We start from the raw sequence: 19,455 nt of genomic DNA on the forward strand, positions 1-19,455 counted from the left end.
AGTTTTTTCCGCTTGAAGTTGAGTCCCCCTCCGATTTCCGAGATGATTTCAGCTTGCGGGTAGAGGTTGCTGAGTGCTGCGACTTGTCGGTTAAGCTCTGGTTGCTGGGCACGACTGCTAACTCTGGCATAGAGGACGACACAAAATTTGAAATTAAATCAATCTCTCTCCAGACAGATTGAAATCGCGAAAATAAGCTGGCAAATTCCTTCTAGTCGTGCTGCAAGCTTACCATATCAAGGCGCTTTAGCTGCGATCGCGACTGGTTGTAACTGCGGTTAAAATCAAAAAGGCTAGGCCCAGACCGATCGCTATTTCCTCACTCCAGGGGACAAAATGCCACTTCAACCAGTACGCAAAACTTTGAGTTATTTGGGCAAATGCGAATAATGCTTGGACAAGAACCTTAAACAAAACATAAGCAATTGCAGCCACTCCAGCTGCTCTGATAAAAGGATTATTGAACATAATCGTGCGTTGAAAAGCTTCTGTGCAAATTATTCCCAAATTATATGCAAATTGACCACTTTCACTTCTATGTAGAGAACGCGCAGAAATGGCGTGACTGGTTTGTTGGCATCGGCTTTCAATCGCTAGGAAGCGATACCAGCAACCATACTCGCACGGAAGCAGTCAAAAGCGGGCCTGTCTGCATTCTTCTTTCTTCAGCGCTCACCTCTGCTAGCCCGGTTGCAGATTTTCTGCGATCGCATTCTCCAGGTATTGCAGATATTGCTTTTCTTGTCAATGATATTGAATCGGCGATCGCAAAGGCAGTCAGTCACGGTGTTACAGTCCTGCAACCCATCCAGTACAAACAACAAGGTGATTCCTATTTAAAGTGGGCAAAAATTGCTGCTTGGGGGTGTCTCAGTCACACTTTAATAGAGCAAATGGGAAATGGAGAATGGATAAGTGCAAATTTTTCGCCTTCTTCACCTCTTTCCGTCTCTCCCTCGCCCTTTATCGGCATCGATCATGTGGTGCTGAATGTGGGTAGTGGAGATTTGGAACGTGCGGCAACTTGGTATGAAAATGTGCTGGGATTTCGTCGCCAACAGACATTTGACATTCAAACGTCTCGATCTGGCTTGCAGAGTCAGGTAATGCTTCATCCCAGCCACTTGGTAAAATTTCCGATTAATCAGCCTTCATCTGTCAATTCTCAAATTCAAGAGTTTTTGGATATCAATGGAGGGCCAGGAATCCAGCATATCGCTTTGCAGACATCAAATCTCATACAAGCGATCGCGCAACTGAAAACCTCTGGTGTAAGTTTCATTAAAGTTCCTCGTACTTACTACACTCAGTTACAGCAAAGAGAAAGACTGCCTCTATCGCCTACAGAATTGCAAGAAATTGCCAACCACGAAATTCTGGTGGATTGGGAAGATATTTACCCACATACAAGAGAAACTGCGCCGCTATTGCTTCAGACCTTTACAAAGCCAATTTTTACGCAGCCAACTTTCTTCTTTGAGGTAATTGAGCGGCGAATCTGCTATGTTAACGGGCAACAGAAGCAAGCGCAGGGCTTTGGCGAAAGGAACTTCCGCGCCCTATTTGAAGCGATCGAACAAGAACAAATCAAGCGCGATCGAAAAGGTGAACTACCCCAACTAACCTAACGGTATAGTTGGAGCTTCTCAAGCTAAGCGATCGCAACTCTATACAAACATACAGCCCCGATGCGATCGTTGCCGATCTCAGCGAGGCTGTAGGACGTAGTTTTGAGCCAATCGCGGCCACAATATCGGGACGCGACGCATTTCCACAGCGAACCAAAGCGACAAGACAGTGCCGACTTTGCTGACCTCAGCGTAGAAAGCTAGTAACCAACCACAGGATAAACAAAGTTACCCAAGTTTGGATTACCAAAGCGACGCTTTGAGGGCTTTGCGTTGCCAAAGCGAGATTTGGAAATTGACTTTGAATCAAGGCGTTAACGAAAGCCGAAAACAGTAAGCCACCAGTCAAGCTAGACAGCGACACCACGACAGCTCGCCCCAGCTTTCCTTCCTTGCGAGAAAGGAAATAAAGGCTGACCAAAACCGCTGCGGCCAATATTCCAGATGCCGAAGGCGGGTAGTAAAAACTCAGACCGGCCAAAACCGAGAAAATACCAGCAGGCCACAAAATATCGGCCCGACTGGGAGTATCGAGCAGCCCTTGCAGCCAAGGGCTAGATTGCTTTACAGGAGCTGGCGAAGCAGGAGGGGGAGCCTGAGCTAAGCGTTCCGCAAATCGGATACCTTCCGGAACCTTTATTTTTCCTTCCTGGCGCATTCGCAGACGTTCCATCAAAATGGCATCGTAGGCTGCTTCGATCGTTTCCTGACGTTTCGGGTCGCCACTATTCTCCTGAGTCAAGCGATTGCGAGCCGCTTGAATCTCGTCGAATGTCGCGTCCTCGTTCAGTCCCAATTGTTTATAGTGATTTTCCGTACTCATTTAAAACCTCCAAGACATCCCATCTTGCCACCTATCGTTATCGACCCCAAGCTGCTTGCGGTTTTGCGCGATCTATATTCTGCCCCCACATGACTGGTCGCACGTCGCAGTTAGTTGTGATTGGTTAAAAAAGTAATTACTGCTGCAAGTAGTTTAGCCTGAGATCTGGAAAGCGATCGTTGCCTTATTTTCTCGCTCAGACCGCCAGTCAGTGCAATAACGCATTTCAAAGTCCTATCTACCCCAACAGGTCTATTAACATAGACTCACAGCCACTGCCACTAGATTTGAAACTCTCCCTCTACCCGATCCAATAGGCGGTAAATTGTTGACAGAAGAAGGAAAAGAGGTTTGTCAATCATCGAAAGTGTAGTTACTGAGTAGGGCATACTAATAATGCTGGGCTCCTATGAAATCCTTTAAAATGCTGGATACACAATAAATACGCGAATCTGTCTTCAGCCATGCTGCTGTACTCGTTCCCAAAGCTCGCATCCAGCTTTTCTGTTCGCTAGTTTATCCTCAACTTTAACTTATAACTGTAAAAGTGGTGGCCATGTCTCTCGCCAAGATTCTTGTCGTTGATGACGACCCTGCGGTCCGAAACTTAATCCAGCGCTTCTTGACTAAGCAAAATTACCAGATGGAGTCTGCTGCGGATGGTAAGACGGCCATAGCCGTGTTTGAGCAATTCAATCCAGACTTAGTAATTCTGGATGTAAATTTGCCTGACGCCAATGGCTATAACCTCTGTCAAGAAATGCAGAGCCGCACTGGTGTATTTGTGCTAATGCTAACAAGCCGGACAGACGAAGCTGATAAAATTACAGGATTTTCCAAAGGTGCCGATGACTACATCACAAAACCATTTAGTCTAAGTGAATTGGGAGTCAGAGTAGCAGCTATTTTGAAACGTCAGCGGGTCGTGACTACAGCCGAGCAACAACGTATCATAGTTGACCAATTAATGATCGATCCGGTGCGTAGGGAGGTAACGCTCAACAATCAGAGCGTACCCTTAACCGCCCTAGAGTTCGATCTGCTGCACTTTTTAGCCAGTCATCCCGGTAAAGTTTGGCGTCGTTCCGAACTGATCCAAGCTGTATGGGATTACGAATACGTTGGCGATCAACGGGTAGTTGACGTTCATGTTGGCCAAATTCGTAAAAAGCTCGGCACAGATTTACTTCAGCCAGATAAGATGATTCGGACGATTCGCGGCGTTGGCTACCAGTTTGAGGTTCCCGAAAATACAGGTGCAAGCAACCAATCTCAGCCGTGAAGTAATGAGGTTTCTGGCTCCTTGCGGGCCAGTTCCCCAAATCAACTCTTGCAATTTTAACTGTGCTGCTTGAGACTTTACCATGAAAACCGATGTCCCCCGCAGAAAGATATTAGTTGTTGATGACGACCCAGCAATCCGGAATTTAATTTATAGGTTCTTAAGCCAGAGCAAGCAGAACTATCAGATAGAATGCGCCGCAGATGGTAAGAACGCCTGGGATATTTTTGAGCAATTCCACCCTGATTTGGTAATTTTGGATGTCATTTTGCCAGATGCGATCGGCTTTAAACTCTGTGAGGAAATGAAGAGCCGCAGTGATGTTCTTGTCATGCTGCTCACAAGTTTAACAGACGTAAAATCCCAAGTCACTGGATTGGAGTCAGCCGACGCTTATGTCACCAAGCCTTTTTATGTGGAAGTCTTGGAAAAACAAGTGCAAGCTCTTTTGCGGCGAATTACAGTGACGGTGACTGCTGGGCTTCAACAGCAGCCTTTAGTTTTGGAAAATTTAATCATCGACCCTGTACGTCGGGAGGTCACCCTCAACAATCAAACTGTACTATTAACTGCTTTAGAATTTAATTTGCTCCATTTTTTAGCTAGTCATCCGGGAAAAGTGTGGCGGCGCGGCGAACTGATTCGAGAGGTGTGGGGTTACGAACACACAGGAGTAGAAGGAGAAGAAGACCGAGTTGTAGATGTTCACATCGGTCAAATCCGCAAAAAGATAGAACTAGATGCGAGTCAGCCGAAATTGATTCAGACTGTCCGAAACGTGGGCTATAAGCTTGTGGTTCCCGCCACCCAAGCTCTGGAAAGGTCTCAGTCTTAAAATACTTCTGTTGCTAGTGCTGATACCTAAGTTTTAACTATTGTTTAGGAAAACTTACCATTAATAGCGATTTGACTATTGAGAGCAAACACTTTCATAAGCGTAGGCAGAATAATTCTTCCTTTTGGGAATAATTATTCTGCCTTCAATAAATGGTGCCTATACTTGAATTTCTCTAATTCGCTGCCAAATGAGCGAATAGTAGGAGTATAGGCTGGAGTTTTACAAATACCCCGCACGATCGCCTCTTTAGAACGAGCGGAAGAAAAATGAGGCGGCGACAACTGCTGTGACGACAGCTATCAAAACATTGTTGAAAAATTGCCCTACTTCTGGATTATCGCCCAGAGCTGCATCATCGCGACCTGCGGTGAAAAACAGCGACCAAGCTTGATTGGCGGTGATGTTGGCAAAGTTGTTGAATTCAGGATTAAAAATGGTCGCCGCACAAACGTAGCTACGCGCAATGTCAAAGTCAGTTTTCATTTCAAATCTCCTCATTATGAAATTGAAAAGCGATTAACGGCAAAAATAATCTAGCTGACAGCAAAGGCAGTCAGTACCACACCAGCTAGTAAAACGATCGCCGCGAAGCCTTGAAACAGGTAGCCCCGCTGCTGTGCTTTGGTGGGGTAGTCGGCAACGTACATCTTTGGCTCAATGGCAAAGTTGTTCAATAGTCCGGTTTCTTCTTTGGTGTAGCTCATCTCTGTCTCCTTGTTGTTTCTTTATATTAACTAATGTAACAGATTGTAAAGAAATGTCAAGAGGATCTTTTAAAAAAGATCCCCGACTTCTCCAAGAAGTCGGGGATCTCCTTCCAGGAGTCGGGGATCTCCTTCTTCCCCTAGCCCCTAACCCCTAACCGGTCGATCTAATCGGATGGCTTGTTCCAAAGCTGCCTTTTCTTGCGCCCTACGTGTATAGGGTTGCAATTGCTCTGGATCGCAGCCAGTCAGGATGCTTAAACCTTCTAAATTCATCCCCCGCATCAACATCTCAAGACACCAAGTTTGTTGGGCTTGTTCGATCGCCGGAGGAAATCCTGACGGTGTGACGATCTCTGCGACGAGCTGCTGCCAGCGCAGACGTACCTCTACTTCAGATATCGCTCTTCCGTTCTCGTTGATAAATAAAGCTGGCTGTTCGTCCCTTCGCGTCTTGAGCCATTGAGTGAGGGGATTTTTCGTGTAGGTGCCATAGCGATGTCCCATAATCCATTGATTGACAGGCACTTGGCGTTTTGCTCCTTGAGGGATTTGCAGCAGATGTTGTCGCTCGTCAAAAATAGAGTGCGATCGCTGGAGACTGGCAATTTCCCCAGGACTTAAGCCAGTCGCAAACAGCACGTAAACCAAAGCGTAGTCTTGGGAACCGGATTTGCGAGCCTTTTGCAGGATCGCCCGCACCAAAGGCGCTGGTAAATCGAGAACCTCTCCCGCCAGTACACTCGCATTGCAATCTACCGTTGTTAAACTGCTTGTTTGTTCTGCTGCTGTCGCCTCAAAACGTTCCGTGGCGAGAAACAGCTCTACTAAATCGGCGATAAATGCGGCTTTATTTGACCAGAGTTCGTGAAATTCAGCCGTAAATTCGATCGCCGCATACCCCAGTAACAGCGTATTGAGCAAGCTTGCCACCTTTGCCACTTCCATCTGCGATCGCACCTGTTCCCGTGACATCACCGCAGTTAAATACTGCACCGTGTAACGATGAATTTGGGCCAACCCTCGTCCGATTGCCTGTCGGTTTTCTGGTGGATAGTGACCCGCCTCTCCCACCAGCGATCGCACAAATTCTGGAATTTCTTCCAGCGCTCCCAAATAACCCTCTGCATAAGCTTGCAGCCCTTGAGCCAAGCCCTGAATTTGATTTGCCTGTTGTCCCAGAGCTTCCCCAAGTTGCGTAAAAACCTCTGCTTCCTCAATCACAGCCAGAAGCAAGCCATGCTTACTGCCAAAATTACGGAATAACGTTACTTCATTTACATCAGCCAATTCAGCAATCTGCCGAGTTGTAGTCTCAGTCACCCCCTGAGCGGCAAACAGTTGCAGTGCTGCTTGCACTAAGCGCTGTCGAGCGGATTTGCGTTGAGCTGTCATAAAATTATTTGCAAGTACTACTTGCAGGTCAGGGAAAAAATTGTTAGGCTGAAAGCAAGCAACACTTGCATACTTGCGTCCACTGTAGCGCTATTCCCAAGATCGAACAAGCGCGATCGAAACAGAAGGAGCAGCACAAGCTAGTCCTGAATCGGGCAAACAGGATGCAAGACTCTCAAATAGGAAAGTTTATGACCTCAAATTCGAGCGCAACATTACAAAAATCCTCGGAATCACTCAAACTGAGTTGGACGAATGTTGCCTTTTTCGGGACTGTTCATGCTGTAGCGCTGCTGGCTCCCTGGTTCTTTTCTTGGTCTGCCTTGGGTGTGATGATTTTTCTGCACTGGTTGTTTGGCAGCATCGGCATTTGTTTGGGATACCATCGCCTGCTCACGCACCGCAGTTTGCAAGTTCCTAAGTGGTTAGAGTATATCCTGGCTACCATTGGAGCTTTGGCTCTTCAAGGAGGGCCGATATTTTGGGTCTCCGGACACCGCCAGCACCACTTGCATACAGAGGATAAAGATAAAGATCCCTATGCAGCGTCGCGGGGTTTTTGGTGGAGCCATATGCTGTGGATTTTCTATCCTCGCGCGGAGTTTTTCGATCGCGATACCTATCGGAAATACGCTCCGGATATGTCTCGCGACCCATATTACACCTGGCTCGATCGCAATTTCTTGATGCTGCAAATTCCAGTCGCTCTATTGCTCTATGCCTTGGGAGGATGGTCTTTTGTCATCTATGGAGTCTTCCTGCGAGCTGTGATTTTATGGCACACCACTTGGTTGATTAACTCCGCCACTCACATGACAGGCGATCGTCGCTTTGAAGTTGCAGACGGTTCCCGCAACCTTTGGTGGGCGGCAATTCTCACCTACGGCGAAGGATGGCACAATAACCACCACGCTTATCCTAATGTAGCCAAAGCCGGTTGGAAATGGTGGGAATTAGATATGACTTGGTGGGCGATCGAAGCATTGGAAACTGTGGGATTGGCTCAGCGCATTATTCGCCCCCCCGCAGAAGTTATCGCCGATCTGTGATACCAAATCCGAGTTTGTTACCCCCTTTAATTTTTGGCCATTTCATAGTAGAGACGTTTCATGAAACGTCTCTACTTTCCCATCTGCTATAGGCTGCGTTTATCTGTTGTCATCTGCGGTAAAAATTGGCTATTGCCATAAACCATTAAGTATGACAATTATTGATGAGAACCCAAATATACCTCAATCACACGAGGATCGTTCTGCACCTCTTCAATAGTGCCTTCGCACAACACCGAACCCTCGTGCAACACCGTCACCTTGCGAGCAATTTGGCGCACGAATTCCATATCGTGTTCGATTACCAAAATAGAATGACTTTGGGCTAGTGCGAGTAGTAACTCCCCAATGTTGTAAGTTTCTTCATCGGTTAAACCCGCTACTGGTTCATCAACTAATAACAAATCCGGAGATTGAGCTACTAACATCCCAATTTCTAAACGTTGCTTCTCCCCGTGGGAAAGTAATCCGGCTTTGATATCTGCTTTAGCCGATAAGCCAATAGTTTCCAACAAACCTGCCACCGTGCGACGTTCTTCACTAGGAGAATTGCCAAATAAACTTGCCAACACATTTTTATTGCGGTTACAGGTAAGTTCTAGATTTTCCCAAGGCGTTAGATTTAGATAAATTCGGGGAGTTTGAAACTTGCGACCAATTCCCAAACGAGCGATTTGATGTTCGGAAAGGCGTTTAGTATTTCGCCCTTTAAATAGTACTCGTCCTTCCGTTGGTTGGACTTTGCCGGTAATCACATCCAGGAATGTTGTTTTGCCAGCACCGTTGGGGCCAATTACTACGCGCAATTCCCCAGCGTCCATATTGAAATTTAAGTTTCTCAGGGCTTTAAAGCCATCAAAACTAACGGTTACGTTCTCAGTTTCTAAGATTTTTCCATTCATAAGAGGGCTAGGGGTTAGGGGTTAGGGCGTCGGGCATCGGGGGGAGTGGAGTGGGGGAGTGGGGGAGTGGGGGAGTGGGAGATTTAAAATTTCTTTCTTTCAGATTTCAGATTTATCAAAATCTTCCCTTTTAAATCTAAAATCTGAAATTTTATGCCCTTTTTCCTGGTTCCTCGTCCCTGTTCCCCTAACCCCGACGCCCTAGTCCCTTTCTTGACTTTTACCTACTCTAATTCTTCCCGTTCGATCTCGACTTCGGGATTTTCTGCCAAACTGGGATATGTAGTGGCGTACTTGCGGATTCCTAATAGCGATCGCATATTCTCAATTCCTTGAGTTTGCAGCCAACCCACCACACCGTTGGGAAGCACCATTACCACAATCAAGAATAATGCGCCTTGGAAAAATAGCCAAATTTCCGGGAATTGTTCGCTCAAAATACTCTTGCCAAAATTTACCGCGATCGCACCCAGCACTGCTCCCATTAAAGTAGCGCGACCTCCCACAGCTACCCAAATTACCATTTCAATTGAAAAGGCAATATCCATCGCTTTGGGGGATATTAAACCAGTTTGCAGCGTAAACATAGCACCGGCAATGCCAGCTAAACCCGCTGAAATCGCAAATACCAAAACCTTAAAGCCTGTAGGATCGTAACCGGAAAAACGCACCCTGGCTTCATCATCGCGAATCGCAATTAAGAGGCGACCGAATCTTCCACTTGTCAGCCAACGGCAAAGGGCATAAGCAGCTACAAGCAACACTACTGTGAGCGTATAAAAAGCAAACTGCGTTTGATTGTCGTTGACATTACTTCCCAAGAAAGTCTTGAAATTGGTTAGCCCATTAGTACCGTTGAAAAGTTTCTGCTGACCGTTAAAGAAATTGAAAAATACAATTGTGGCTGCTTGCGTCAAGATGGAAAAATAAACGCCGCGAATCCGGTTGCGAAATACCAAATATCCAAGTATTCCAGCCAACACAGATGGTAGAATGAATATAGCTGCCGCAGTGAACGGAAAAGAATAAAATGGTTGCCAAAACCAAGGCAGTTCTGTTACCCCATAAAGGCTCATAAATTCCGGTAATTGGACGCTGGCATCCGGGGGAAGTTGCAATTTCAGGTGCATGGCTAGCGCATAACCGCCGAGGGCAAAAAATACGCCATGACCTAAACTAAGCATTCCCGTATATCCCCAAATTAAATCTATGCCAAGGGCGACAATCGCTAAGGCTAAAAATCGGCCTAGCAAGTTGACGCGAAATCCTTGCCCTATGATGCTTAGAAAAGGGGGAATTAGCAGGATCAGGATGAGAGCGATCGCCACTACCGCAGCTGCTTCAATCAAGAGCGATCGCTTTTGTTGCATCAGCACCTGAAACAGTTGCTGAGGAGATTGAACTGAGGAGATATTGCTAGAGTGGGAGGATTCTAAATTCCTTTTATTTGGCCGATTTCCCCTTTTTACGTAAGGGTAGTGGTATATTTTCTGATTTTCTCCCTTTTCCGGCCCTGCCATTCTCTCTTTCTCGAACGAGTTAAGTGACTGCGCTGAAGTTGTTGTCGCGTTCGCAGAATGAGATATTTGTTGCGTTTTACTATTTATCTCTTCTGCTTTTTTTCTGACAGGCAAATCTTTAGCTTTCTCTTTTTCGTCTTTGTTATTTCCTGAAACTTTACTTTGTTCCGAATCGGAACTTGGCACATTTGCGTTGGAAATAGACAAATTATTAGGTTCCGAAGCTCCAGCAGTTTCGGTATTTTCTGTGTCGTCCTTTCTCACGAGAGGAAAGTGGTATATTTTCCGACTTCTCCCGTTTTCCTCCTCTTGCATTTTCCCTATCTCCCTTTCTTGCTATCAATCAACTAGGCATCAACAGTACGCCCTTTTTGCGGGAAAATACCAGCAGGACGAACTTGCAGAAAACCAATAATCAGCGCAAATACCATCACCTTTGCCATACTCGTTGTGGCAAAGAAAGTAAAGAAATCAGCTAGAGGTTGTATCGGTGCCAGCAGCGAAGCCAAAGTTCCAGAACCGATAATATAGTTGAGCGTACCGATCGCCATTGCTGCGACAATACTGCCCACCAATTTACCAACACCGCCCACAACTACAACCATAAACGTATCCACGATATAATTTTGCCCTGTATTTGGCCCTACAGAACCGAGCAAACTTACCGCGCATCCTGCTACGCCAGCTAAACCGGAACCTAGCGCAAAAGTGAGAGCGTCAACTTTTTGGGTGGCGATACCCAGACAAGCGCTCATTGTGCGATTTTGCGTTACCGCACGAATTCGCAAACCCCAAGCAGAACGTTGCAAGAACTGGTAAATACCGACAAGGCAAATAATCGTTAGTACAATAATGAATAGGCGTGCGTAAGGCACTTGGAAATCGCCCAAAGGTAAGCCGCCGCGCAACCATTTTGGTGCTGTAACATCAACGTTTTGAGCGCCAAACCAAGGTTTGTTGACTGCGAGTTTAAAAGTTTGGCTTAATAATGCGCCAGTTGTCAATGCGATCGCACCCGCAAGCGGTAACATAATGCCTATGGCCAATTTGCGAATGCGATCGAAATCCGGACGCCGAGATATTACCCACAAACCGCCAAAAAACAAGATAGAAAACAGGGCAATTCCAATCACCAGCACCCAGCTTACACTGCGAACAAACTGCTGCAAAATTAAGCTAACTCCCCAAGTCGCCAGCAACGTTTCCAAAGGTCGCCCGTAGAGATAGCGAATCACTCCTCTTTCCAGAATTACTCCTACAGCAGCCGCCACCAAGAAAGCCACAGGTAGAGCGAAAAATATATAGCTTTCAAACAACGGCCCACCGACTATTTTGAAGCCATTTTGCACCAAAAAAGTCGTGTATGCTCCCAGCATCATTAATTCGCCGTGAGCCATATTAATCACGCCCATCAAGCCAAATACAATAGCTAAACCCAGCGCTGAAATTAACAGAACTGCGCCAATGCTAATACCGTTAAATATGCCGTCAAACAATCCTGCTAGCACACCCTTCCTCCCTTTAGTAGGGTGGGCAATGCCCACCTTTGATTAACAATTTTTACTAGGGTGAGCAATACTCACCTTTGATTGCCAATTTTGATTAGGTGGGCATTGCCCACAAGGGTTGGCATTTTGCGCCCTAGTTAGATTTTGTACTTACCTCCTTTCTTAGGATCTGACCAATCGCAGGCATAACCTTTAGTTTCCGCAACGTATTGATTCCAAGGAATTGGCTTAACTGCTTCCTTGGTGGCATAAACAATTTTAAACAAGCCATCTTCAGCAACTTCACCAATCCGCACAAACTTAGATAAGTGATGGCTGTTGTCCAATGACACTTTACCTTCTGGGGCATTAAACGTCTGACCTAAAGCAGCTTTTCTGACTGCTTCCAATTCAGTTGTTTTAGCTTGTTCGACCGCTTGCTTCCATAGGTAAACCATAATATACGCTGCTTCCATTGGGTCATTGGTTACCCGATCTGCACCGTATTTAGCTTTAAAGGCTTGCACAAACTTTTGGTTTTCAGGTGTATCGACTGTTTGGAAATAATTCCATGCCGCGTAGTGACCTTTGAGATATTCAGGGCCGATCGCTTTCACTTCTTCTTCAGCAATACTTACAGACATGACTGGATATTTGTCTGGCCCCAAACCCGCACCTTGCATCTGTTTGAAGAAAGCCACGTTACTATCGCCGTTGAGCGTGTTAAAAATAACGCCGCCCTTGGGTAAAGCTTGTTTTATTTTGGTGATGATAGCCGTAACTTCCGTGTTACCAAGCGGTAGGTAATCTTCTCCAACTATTTTGCCACCTTTGGCAGCTACCTGTGCTTTGATAATCGTGTTTGCGGTGCGGGGAAACACATAGTCAGAGCCAACTAAGAAAAACTCTTTGCCCTTATTTTGCAACAGCCAATCAACCGCAGGTTCAATTTGTTGGTTGGGTGCAGCACCGGTATAGAAAATGTTCTGAGAACACTCCTGGCCTTCATATTGCACAGGATACCAGAGCATATGTTTCTTTTCTTCAAAAACAGGCAATACTGCTTTACGGCTAGCAGAAGTCCAGCAACCAAAAATGGTGACTACTTTATCCTGATCGATGAGCTTTTTCGCTTTTTCTGCAAAAGTCGGCCAATCTGAGGCTCCATCTTCGATTACAGGCTCGATTTTCTTGCCTAACACACCACCAGCAGCGTTGATTTCGTCGATCGCCAGTTGTTCGGCATCCACGACGCTTTTTTCGCTAATTGCCATTGTGCCGCTGAGAGAGTGTAAAATTCCTACCTTGATGGTCTCTCCAGTTGCACCACTACTAGCAGCTACGGGAGATGCAGCTGTCGTTGGACTGGCTGTCGCCGCCGGAGTGGGTGTATTGCTGGCGGTATCGCCGCCACCGCAAGCTTTGAGGAGAAGACTGGTTACAAATGTGGCGGAACCGTACAAAAGAAATTTACGTCGATTGAATCGCATTGTCATACCGTTCACTACTCCTTGGTCAATCAGTCAACAGATATATAGACTGAGCAAATATGTTATGGTATGTTACTTTACTTTGAATTAAAAGTGCTGTTTGATACAAAAATTTAAGTAAATGGCAAAGTTTTTTTTTATTTAAGAATTTTGGTAAACTTAGGCCGATCGCTTTTTTTGCAATCTAGTTGAGGCTTAGGCAATCTCCAATTTTAAACAGTATGGCTTTTGGGGTAATTCATGAATCACACCAAAAGCCGTACAGCTAATTCATGAATTAGCTCTACAGCCAGAGTATGCCTAAGCTCTATAGTTGACAAAAGAGGACAAATTGTGCTGTAAAACTAGCCGGAAACTCAGCCCAGTATCCTCAAGCTCTCCAGGATCGAGACAAACGATCGCATTCAGGCATTATATGTGAATAATCGTGACCGCTGGCGCTGACGAGTATTACTTCTGGTGTTTGCGAGTCGGCATAGAAAGTAGTTGTGTTGCTGTAATCGGCAACAATCGAACCACCGTTATGGACTTGTACGATCGCATCCAATCTTCCGCAAATATTAATTGTACTACCAACAGTCGTGTTAACCACAAGGATCTGGGAATCAGATGTTTGTGTTGTATCTGACTGAGAGTCTATGTTGCTTGCATAATAGAGTAATTCATTGTCGATCCTAAAAGTTGACTGAACTGTGCCTTGAGATTCACCTTCGCCCATCTCGAATGCACCTGCCACAACCTGACTGAAAATAAGCGTAACAGGAGATCCGATCGCTAAATTATGCGATCGAACGGCGATCGTATCGTGAAAATATGCCGAACTAAAAGCAATAGCCACCAACTCACTATAATAGGTATCGTTCGTAACAGTTTTTGCATAGGCACCCAGCATACCTATAGCAGCATTGCAGAAAGTCTCAGCGCAGCTGCGTCCACCGTTACGATGTACTGCGGTAACTTTTGCCGATGAATTTGTACTGAGAACGTTATTCAGCGTACCCGTATCTTGTTTTGATACTCCATCGCTGTAAGCTTCGGACAAGCTTCTAACGCAATAAAAATTTGGCGTTTGAACTGGTACAGCACACACTGCTGGCGTTAGAATTGTTGCTTCGGTAGAATCGATCGCTAACTCTTTTAGACTCGTCATCATATTTGCTTCCGCTCAAAATACTTGCAAGAGTAGACGAAGTTTAAATTGCTTTTCTTAAAAAGCGAGATATTGCCAATTTGCTTAATTTGTGCTTTTTATTCCCCTCTAGCAACTTTTTCCCGATCGCCCAAACACTGGTAGCCTCTTAACTCACGAGATTCCTGCTTTAGCAAACCTGCCACTGCTGCTTGTGGCAACGTTATGAAAGCATCTAGGTCTTCCATATCGTACTTTTTCTGCAAAATTCCCCGCAGTTGAGCTTCTGCTTCCAAACTTAGATAACCAGTTGTAAGAGCTTGTTGGACAACTTCGCGAATAAAAAACATGATACACCCTCACGAAAAACTGCGATAGAAAAGCTAAGTGGTATATACTGGTATCTAATTTGTGTGATTTACCGATATTCCTTGATACGCACCGCTGGGGGCGAGTAATTTGGGAAAGCACTAGATTTTCCTTAAATACGGGATATTAGCTGCCGATCGAGCTTAAGAAAATTTACCCAACCCCTTATACTGAGTAGTAGGTATAGGGGAGATGTATTGCAGCATTTAGCACCTTGTATTCAGCCATAACGCTCCCAAAGACTTTGCCGCTTTCCAAATTTAGTATAGAGAACATTTTCAAATAAATTAGGCGAATTTAACCCCTTTAAAGCAAGTTAATCAGACTAAAAACTTTGCAATAATCCTAAATAAATTTTTTTAAAACCACAAATATGGAACCCAGGCCATTAAAGCGTCTAATTTAGCTGACTTACTCATGCTAAATAGTATTCTAATACTAAATCCGGGTTAACGACCCCCGTTATAGTGAAACGCTTTCTGAGCAGGGGAGCAGGGGAGCAGGGGGGAGAAGAGTAAAAATATAAAGGGGGTAAATAACCCGGATTTGGTATAAAATACATATATTGTAAAAGAAAGTATATTTTTTGACACTCAGACGAATAAAGTGCTGAGAGCTTTAATTAAAAGATTAACTTTGGCTGTAAATATTTTGAGTCTGCGGACTTTTAATGTTCGCATCAAATTAGATCGGGCCAGCAGGTATAATTTCAACAATTTTGTTAAGCAAGTTCCTCTGTTACCACTCGGCGAAGAATCTCTGTCACTTCTGCTGCCATTCTGGCGTCCAGTTGAACGGCATCTCGACTCGCTCCCCGCAAAACCATGCTGACAGTTCTTAACTTAACCGGCTTTGCCTCACCCTTGGGAAGCTCGTCGATAAATTGTACCAGCGCCACGTATACATATTCATACCTGTTTCTGCTACTGCTGTACCCGTTACCCAACTTAGAAATAATGACTGGCGAACTAATATAATTTTGCAGTCCCAACATCTCGATCGCTACATCCATATACCGACAAGCATCTGTTCCCATCGCTCTCACGATACTTTCAAGGCTGTGCCATTGTGCGCTCGGTAACCTTGCTGGTGCGGTTATGTGATGATGCCATCCCAACATAGAAATAAAACGAGTCAGATCGTATGCAGTCAGCAGATTTTCTCCCGGAGAACCTTCTGATGCGGGAGCCAGGATAACTTTTCCTTTTTTCAAATCGTAAACTTCGGGACGATAGATAAATGCAGGTTGACCGTAGCTACCACGGAAATCTAAATTAGGATTGCCTGTGATTTTTCTCACCCAATTTTCCAATCCCGGACGAGTTTCAAAGCGTTTGAACATTGCCGCTAAAGAATTGGAACTGGCGATGCGATCGCCATAACTTACCACATCCCATGCCATCTCATAAAACGGCACATCTCGTTTGCGACGATCTTGGTCTCTAATGACGCAATTATCGATATCTGTATCCAGCGAATTTCCATTTACTTTACACACAACATTGAGAAGCGGTAAAATTTTCGTAGAACTCCAAAACTGACCTTTAGCAAGTGCGTTTTTCCCCAACCAATGCGCCTTAATCTTATCACCTACAAAACTGCCAACGCAAACGCACGCCTCTTTAATATCTCCATGTAAAAAGTCCAAACCTTTAGGATCGATTTCTGGTAGTTTTCCCACTTCTGGGTAAGAACTAAAAGTTACTGTCCGATCCGAACCTTTCAGCACAACCGTTTCTCCATACGAAACGATAGTTTGGCCATCAGGCTTAGCTTTGAGGCGTTCCGGATAATCTTTAATTTGTTCTTTGTACGGCGATTTCTGCACTCCCCGATACAAGAACGCCAGCCGATCGGCGGTAGCGCCCATATTAATCTCAATTTTCATGAAATCCTTAAAAACTTGCGCTCGGTCTTTAGCTTTTTCTAGCTTATTATCTGCTACAGGAAGAGGTTTATCTTCAGTGTTTGTTGCTGACTCTGCAAATAAGCTAATTTGTTTGCCTTCTATCGCCTCCATTATTGCTTTAGTTACTTTAGATCTCGCATCCGCCATCGCTTTCGCAATCAAACGACCGACAACAACTTTCGCATTAAAGATTTCTGGGGCATACCACCGTCCGCCAAATGCGATCGCCCACTTATCCCAATTAGCAACTAATGTTTCCACCTCTTTATCAGCGACTTGCTGACTTTTAAATATCGAGTAAAAAGCTGCCACAGCTTCATCATTATTCACTGCATTTGTCGGCAGATCGATCGGTGCTGTTACCTGTTGTCCCTCCAGCGCCTGTTGTACTGCTGTCGCTACTTTAATCTTGGCGTTTTCTACTTCCTGCGCCAACTTTTTGCCCGTCAAAATTTTGGCATTAATCTCAGTAGCTTCAAACCACTGAGCATCAAATGCAACAGCCCACTTATCCCAATATACTTTTAACTTTAGTGCTGCATCGTCAGCCGCTTGTTGGTTGTTGAAAAGTGCATTGAATTCAGCTAGACCCTCACTGTTGGTAATCGTGCGCGGTGACAAAATTGACGAAGCAGACATAAACACAGCCTCCCGATAGATTCTCATCTAATAGATAAGATTATTAGACATCACTAGGTACTGATGTCCGGTAAAATTAAATAATATCTTCCCAATGTTATGTTAACCTGCCACTCACCAAGATAAAATCTAAAATCTCAAATCTAAAATCTCAAATTCCTATGCCGCCCCAAGCTCGCAAACAATTTGCTCAGCACTGGCTCAAAAGCGACAAAGCATTAAACCAAATCGTCGCCGCCGCAGAAATTACCAATCGCGATCGCATCCTGGAAATTGGCCCAGGCACAGGTATCCTGACGCGGCGCTTATTGCCATTAGCTCAAGCAGTCGTCGCCGTCGAAATCGATCGCGACTTGTGCGAGTTATTAGCCAAACAACTGGGAAAAAGAGAAAATTTTTTACTTTTGCAAGGCGATATCCTCACCATCGACTTAGCTGCTAATCTCGTTAACTTCGCCAATTTCCAAAAGCCGAATAAAATTGTTGCCAATATCCCCTACAATATTACCGGCCCAATTCTAGAGAACCTATTAGGTACAATTGCTAATCCCAATCCCGAACCTTACGATTTAATCGTGTTGCTAGTGCAAAAAGAAGTGGCAGAACGATTATATGCCCAACCTTCATCAAAAGCATTTGGAGCTTTGTCAGTGCGAGTTCAATATATAGCAGATTGTGAGTTAATTTGCAATGTACCAGCCAGAGATTTTTCCCCACCACCGAAGGTAGATTCTGCCGTAGTGCGGTTGCGTCCCCACAGCCGCTTTGCTGCCCAAAACCCCAAACACCTAGAGACGATCGTGAAACAGGGCTTTGCCGAAAAACGTAAAATGTTGCGAAATAATTTGAAAAGTATAGTCGATCGCGATCGGCTGACCCACTTGCTGGAACAATTAGAAATAAACCCCCAAGTCCGCGCCGAAGACCTCAGTGTCGCCCAGTGGGTAACCCTGAGTAACTCCCTAGCCCCTAGCCCCTAGCCCCTAGAAATGCGCTCTTACACCCTAATTGCCCCAGCCAAAATTAATCTGTATCTAGAAATACTCGGCGATCGCCCCGATGGCTATCACGAGCTGGCGATGGTAATGCAAACCATAGATCTAGCCGATCGTATCCATCTGCGCTCCAACGGCACCGATGTTATCCGCATTCACTGCAACCATCCCGGCGTACCGCAAGACAAAACTAATTTAGCTTACCGCGCCGCTGTACTGATGACAAAGCAATTTCCCAACACCTTCGCACAGTATGGCGGCGTCGAAATCGAAATTGACAAGCACATTCCCATCGCCGCTGGTTTGGCAGGTGGATCTACAGATGCAGCAGCAGTTTTGGTCGGCTTGGATTTAATGTGGAATTTGGGTTTAACTCAATCGGAATTGCAAGAACTAGCAGCCCAACTCGGTTCGGATGTGCCTTTTTGTGTCGCGGGCGGGACGGCAATAGCGACTGGACGCGGCGAAAAACTCGCTCCCTTACCGGATTTAGCTAAAATTTACGTGATTTTGGCAAAATATCGCCATTTGGAAGTTTCTACAGCTTGGGCGTACTCTACCTACCGAAAAGAATTCGGCAATACATATGCCTGCGACACCCAAAGCATGGAAGCGCGTTCTGCCAAGGTAAATTCAGGCTGCCTCGTGAGTGCGATCGCCCACAAAGATAACGCTAAAATCGGTGAGTGCCTGTACAACGACTTAGAAAAAGTCGTCCTGCCAACTTATCCCCAAGTATTGCAACTGCGGGAAGCCTTCCAACGCACAGGGGTTTTAGGCACAATGATGTCAGGTTCTGGCCCCACAGTCTTTGCCCTGAGCGAGTCACTACCCCAAGCACAGCAAATTCAAAAAGAAGTCGCCAATGCGATCGCTGACCCCGATCTCGACTTCTGGGTAGCCCAATTTACTCCTAGCGGCATTCGCGTCGCTAATTAGCTAAAAATTGATGAATAATCCCACTCCCACTCAAAATACCCCCTCGCCATCCGATCTCGCTAGCGCTAGCTCTCCGAGCCCTTTGCGTTGTTTGATCGGTTCCCTCATTGCTACAGCAATGACGATCGGAATTTATTTTCTCACCTCTTCCATTGCCCAGACTTTTGCCGCCAAACCAATTCAATCCCACAACGTTACAGTTATTAATATCACCGTTGCCGTCCGCACCTTGGTTGTCGGCATCAGCTCCTTGGCAACCTTCGTGTTTGGCATAATTGCGATCGGTCTGATCGCCCTAGCCATTCAAATTTCCATTCAACAGGTGAAAAACCAGCCTGCCCCACCCCAAAATTAACT

General features: G+C 45.4%; 20 protein-coding genes and 1 pseudogene. 8 read left to right on the forward strand and 13 right to left on the reverse strand.

The window, feature by feature from the left end:
* Together ACE1CD_RS12755 and ACE1CD_RS12760 are read right to left on the reverse strand one after the other, a co-directional pair.
* A pseudogene (locus ACE1CD_RS12755) lies at positions 1-140 on the reverse strand (IS607 family transposase); the annotation flags it as partial.
* Positions 141-246: 106 nt separating this feature from the next.
* Positions 247-468: a hypothetical protein gene (locus tag ACE1CD_RS12760; RefSeq protein ID WP_374794417.1), complete on the reverse strand. Its 222-nt coding sequence runs from the start codon at positions 466-468 to the stop codon at positions 247-249.
* A gap of 44 nt (positions 469-512) precedes the next feature.
* Here ACE1CD_RS12760 and hppD point away from each other — a divergent pair, with 44 nt between their 5' ends.
* Entirely contained in the window at positions 513-1,628 is a 1,116-nt protein-coding gene (gene hppD, locus ACE1CD_RS12765; protein WP_374794418.1) for a 4-hydroxyphenylpyruvate dioxygenase, read from the forward strand.
* An 8-nt stretch (positions 1,629-1,636) separates the two neighbouring features.
* Positions 1,637-1,813 carry a hypothetical protein gene (locus ACE1CD_RS12770; protein WP_374794419.1) on the forward strand — a complete coding sequence of 59 codons (177 nt, stop codon included), beginning with the start codon at positions 1,637-1,639 and terminating at the stop codon, positions 1,811-1,813.
* 2 nt (positions 1,814-1,815) lie between these two features.
* On the opposite strand, the gene ACE1CD_RS12775 is transcribed toward ACE1CD_RS12770, so the two are convergent.
* Positions 1,816-2,451 (reverse strand): CPP1-like family protein, encoded by a 636-nt coding sequence (locus ACE1CD_RS12775; RefSeq protein ID WP_374794420.1) that lies wholly within the window; start codon positions 2,449-2,451, stop codon positions 1,816-1,818.
* 556 nt (positions 2,452-3,007) lie between these two features.
* On the opposite strand from ACE1CD_RS12775, the gene ACE1CD_RS12780 reads away from it, so the two are divergent.
* Positions 3,008-3,733, forward strand: coding sequence for a response regulator transcription factor (locus ACE1CD_RS12780; RefSeq protein WP_190462525.1), 726 nt, complete (start codon positions 3,008-3,010; stop codon positions 3,731-3,733).
* An 82-nt stretch (positions 3,734-3,815) separates the two neighbouring features.
* Positions 3,816-4,568, forward strand: coding sequence for a winged helix-turn-helix domain-containing protein (locus tag ACE1CD_RS12785; RefSeq protein ID WP_374824481.1), 753 nt, complete (start codon positions 3,816-3,818; stop codon positions 4,566-4,568).
* Positions 4,569-4,817: 249 nt separating this feature from the next.
* Here ACE1CD_RS12785 and ACE1CD_RS12790 read toward each other — a convergent pair whose 3' ends face one another.
* From ACE1CD_RS12790 to ACE1CD_RS12800, 3 genes are all read right to left on the reverse strand, one after another.
* On the reverse strand, positions 4,818-5,054 hold the full coding sequence (locus tag ACE1CD_RS12790; RefSeq protein WP_374824484.1) for a hypothetical protein: 237 nt from the start codon (positions 5,052-5,054) through the stop codon (positions 4,818-4,820).
* A 50-nt stretch (positions 5,055-5,104) separates the two neighbouring features.
* Positions 5,105-5,275 (reverse strand): photosystem II assembly protein Psb34, encoded by a 171-nt coding sequence (gene psb34 / locus ACE1CD_RS12795; RefSeq protein ID WP_374794422.1) that lies wholly within the window; start codon positions 5,273-5,275, stop codon positions 5,105-5,107.
* A gap of 147 nt (positions 5,276-5,422) precedes the next feature.
* Positions 5,423-6,670 carry a TetR family transcriptional regulator gene (locus ACE1CD_RS12800; protein ID WP_374824487.1) on the reverse strand — a complete coding sequence of 416 codons (1,248 nt, stop codon included), beginning with the start codon at positions 6,668-6,670 and terminating at the stop codon, positions 5,423-5,425.
* Between the two features lie 191 nt (positions 6,671-6,861).
* Here ACE1CD_RS12800 and ACE1CD_RS12805 point away from each other — a divergent pair, with 191 nt between their 5' ends.
* Positions 6,862-7,719 carry an acyl-CoA desaturase gene (locus ACE1CD_RS12805; RefSeq protein ID WP_374794424.1) on the forward strand — a complete coding sequence of 286 codons (858 nt, stop codon included), beginning with the start codon at positions 6,862-6,864 and terminating at the stop codon, positions 7,717-7,719.
* Between the two features lie 158 nt (positions 7,720-7,877).
* Here ACE1CD_RS12805 and urtD read toward each other — a convergent pair whose 3' ends face one another.
* The 7 genes from urtD to ACE1CD_RS12840 all read right to left on the reverse strand — a co-directional run bounded on the left by urtD (position 7,878) and on the right by ACE1CD_RS12840 (position 17,164).
* On the reverse strand, positions 7,878-8,621 hold the full coding sequence (urtD, locus tag ACE1CD_RS12810; protein ID WP_374794425.1) for an urea ABC transporter ATP-binding protein UrtD: 744 nt from the start codon (positions 8,619-8,621) through the stop codon (positions 7,878-7,880).
* Between the two features lie 224 nt (positions 8,622-8,845).
* On the reverse strand, positions 8,846-9,991 hold the full coding sequence (gene urtC / locus ACE1CD_RS12815; protein ID WP_374794456.1) for an urea ABC transporter permease subunit UrtC: 1,146 nt from the start codon (positions 9,989-9,991) through the stop codon (positions 8,846-8,848).
* A 497-nt stretch (positions 9,992-10,488) separates the two neighbouring features.
* Positions 10,489-11,649 carry an urea ABC transporter permease subunit UrtB gene (gene urtB, locus ACE1CD_RS12820; RefSeq protein WP_374794426.1) on the reverse strand — a complete coding sequence of 387 codons (1,161 nt, stop codon included), beginning with the start codon at positions 11,647-11,649 and terminating at the stop codon, positions 10,489-10,491.
* 137 nt (positions 11,650-11,786) lie between these two features.
* On the reverse strand, positions 11,787-13,124 hold the full coding sequence (gene urtA / locus ACE1CD_RS12825) for an urea ABC transporter substrate-binding protein (RefSeq protein ID WP_374824490.1): 1,338 nt from the start codon (positions 13,122-13,124) through the stop codon (positions 11,787-11,789).
* 364 nt (positions 13,125-13,488) lie between these two features.
* Positions 13,489-14,271 (reverse strand): hypothetical protein, encoded by a 783-nt coding sequence (locus tag ACE1CD_RS12830; RefSeq protein WP_374824493.1) that lies wholly within the window; start codon positions 14,269-14,271, stop codon positions 13,489-13,491.
* Positions 14,272-14,366: 95 nt separating this feature from the next.
* Positions 14,367-14,597 (reverse strand): hypothetical protein, encoded by a 231-nt coding sequence (locus tag ACE1CD_RS12835; protein WP_374794429.1) that lies wholly within the window; start codon positions 14,595-14,597, stop codon positions 14,367-14,369.
* 740 nt (positions 14,598-15,337) lie between these two features.
* The gene (locus tag ACE1CD_RS12840; RefSeq protein WP_374824496.1) at positions 15,338-17,164 is read right to left on the reverse strand and encodes a hypothetical protein; all 1,827 of its coding nucleotides are present in this window, start codon (positions 17,162-17,164) and stop codon (positions 15,338-15,340) included.
* A 161-nt stretch (positions 17,165-17,325) separates the two neighbouring features.
* On the opposite strand from ACE1CD_RS12840, the gene rsmA reads away from it, so the two are divergent.
* Genes rsmA through ACE1CD_RS12855 form a run of 3 tightly spaced genes read left to right on the forward strand, consistent with a single transcriptional unit; the run spans position 17,326 to position 19,453 of the window.
* Positions 17,326-18,144: a 16S rRNA (adenine(1518)-N(6)/adenine(1519)-N(6))-dimethyltransferase RsmA gene (gene rsmA, locus ACE1CD_RS12845; protein ID WP_374824499.1), complete on the forward strand. Its 819-nt coding sequence runs from the start codon at positions 17,326-17,328 to the stop codon at positions 18,142-18,144.
* Between the two features lie 9 nt (positions 18,145-18,153).
* Positions 18,154-19,098, forward strand: a complete 945-nt coding sequence (gene ispE, locus ACE1CD_RS12850) for a 4-(cytidine 5'-diphospho)-2-C-methyl-D-erythritol kinase (protein ID WP_374794432.1) — start codon at positions 18,154-18,156, stop codon at positions 19,096-19,098.
* 10 nt (positions 19,099-19,108) lie between these two features.
* Positions 19,109-19,453 (forward strand): DUF3082 domain-containing protein, encoded by a 345-nt coding sequence (locus ACE1CD_RS12855; protein WP_374794433.1) that lies wholly within the window; start codon positions 19,109-19,111, stop codon positions 19,451-19,453.
* Positions 19,454-19,455 lie beyond the last annotated feature (2 nt).

This window comes from Aerosakkonema sp. BLCC-F183 (genome assembly GCF_041929145.1).
In the GTDB taxonomy this organism is placed as follows: Bacteria; Cyanobacteriota; Cyanobacteriia; order Cyanobacteriales; family Aerosakkonemataceae; genus Aerosakkonema.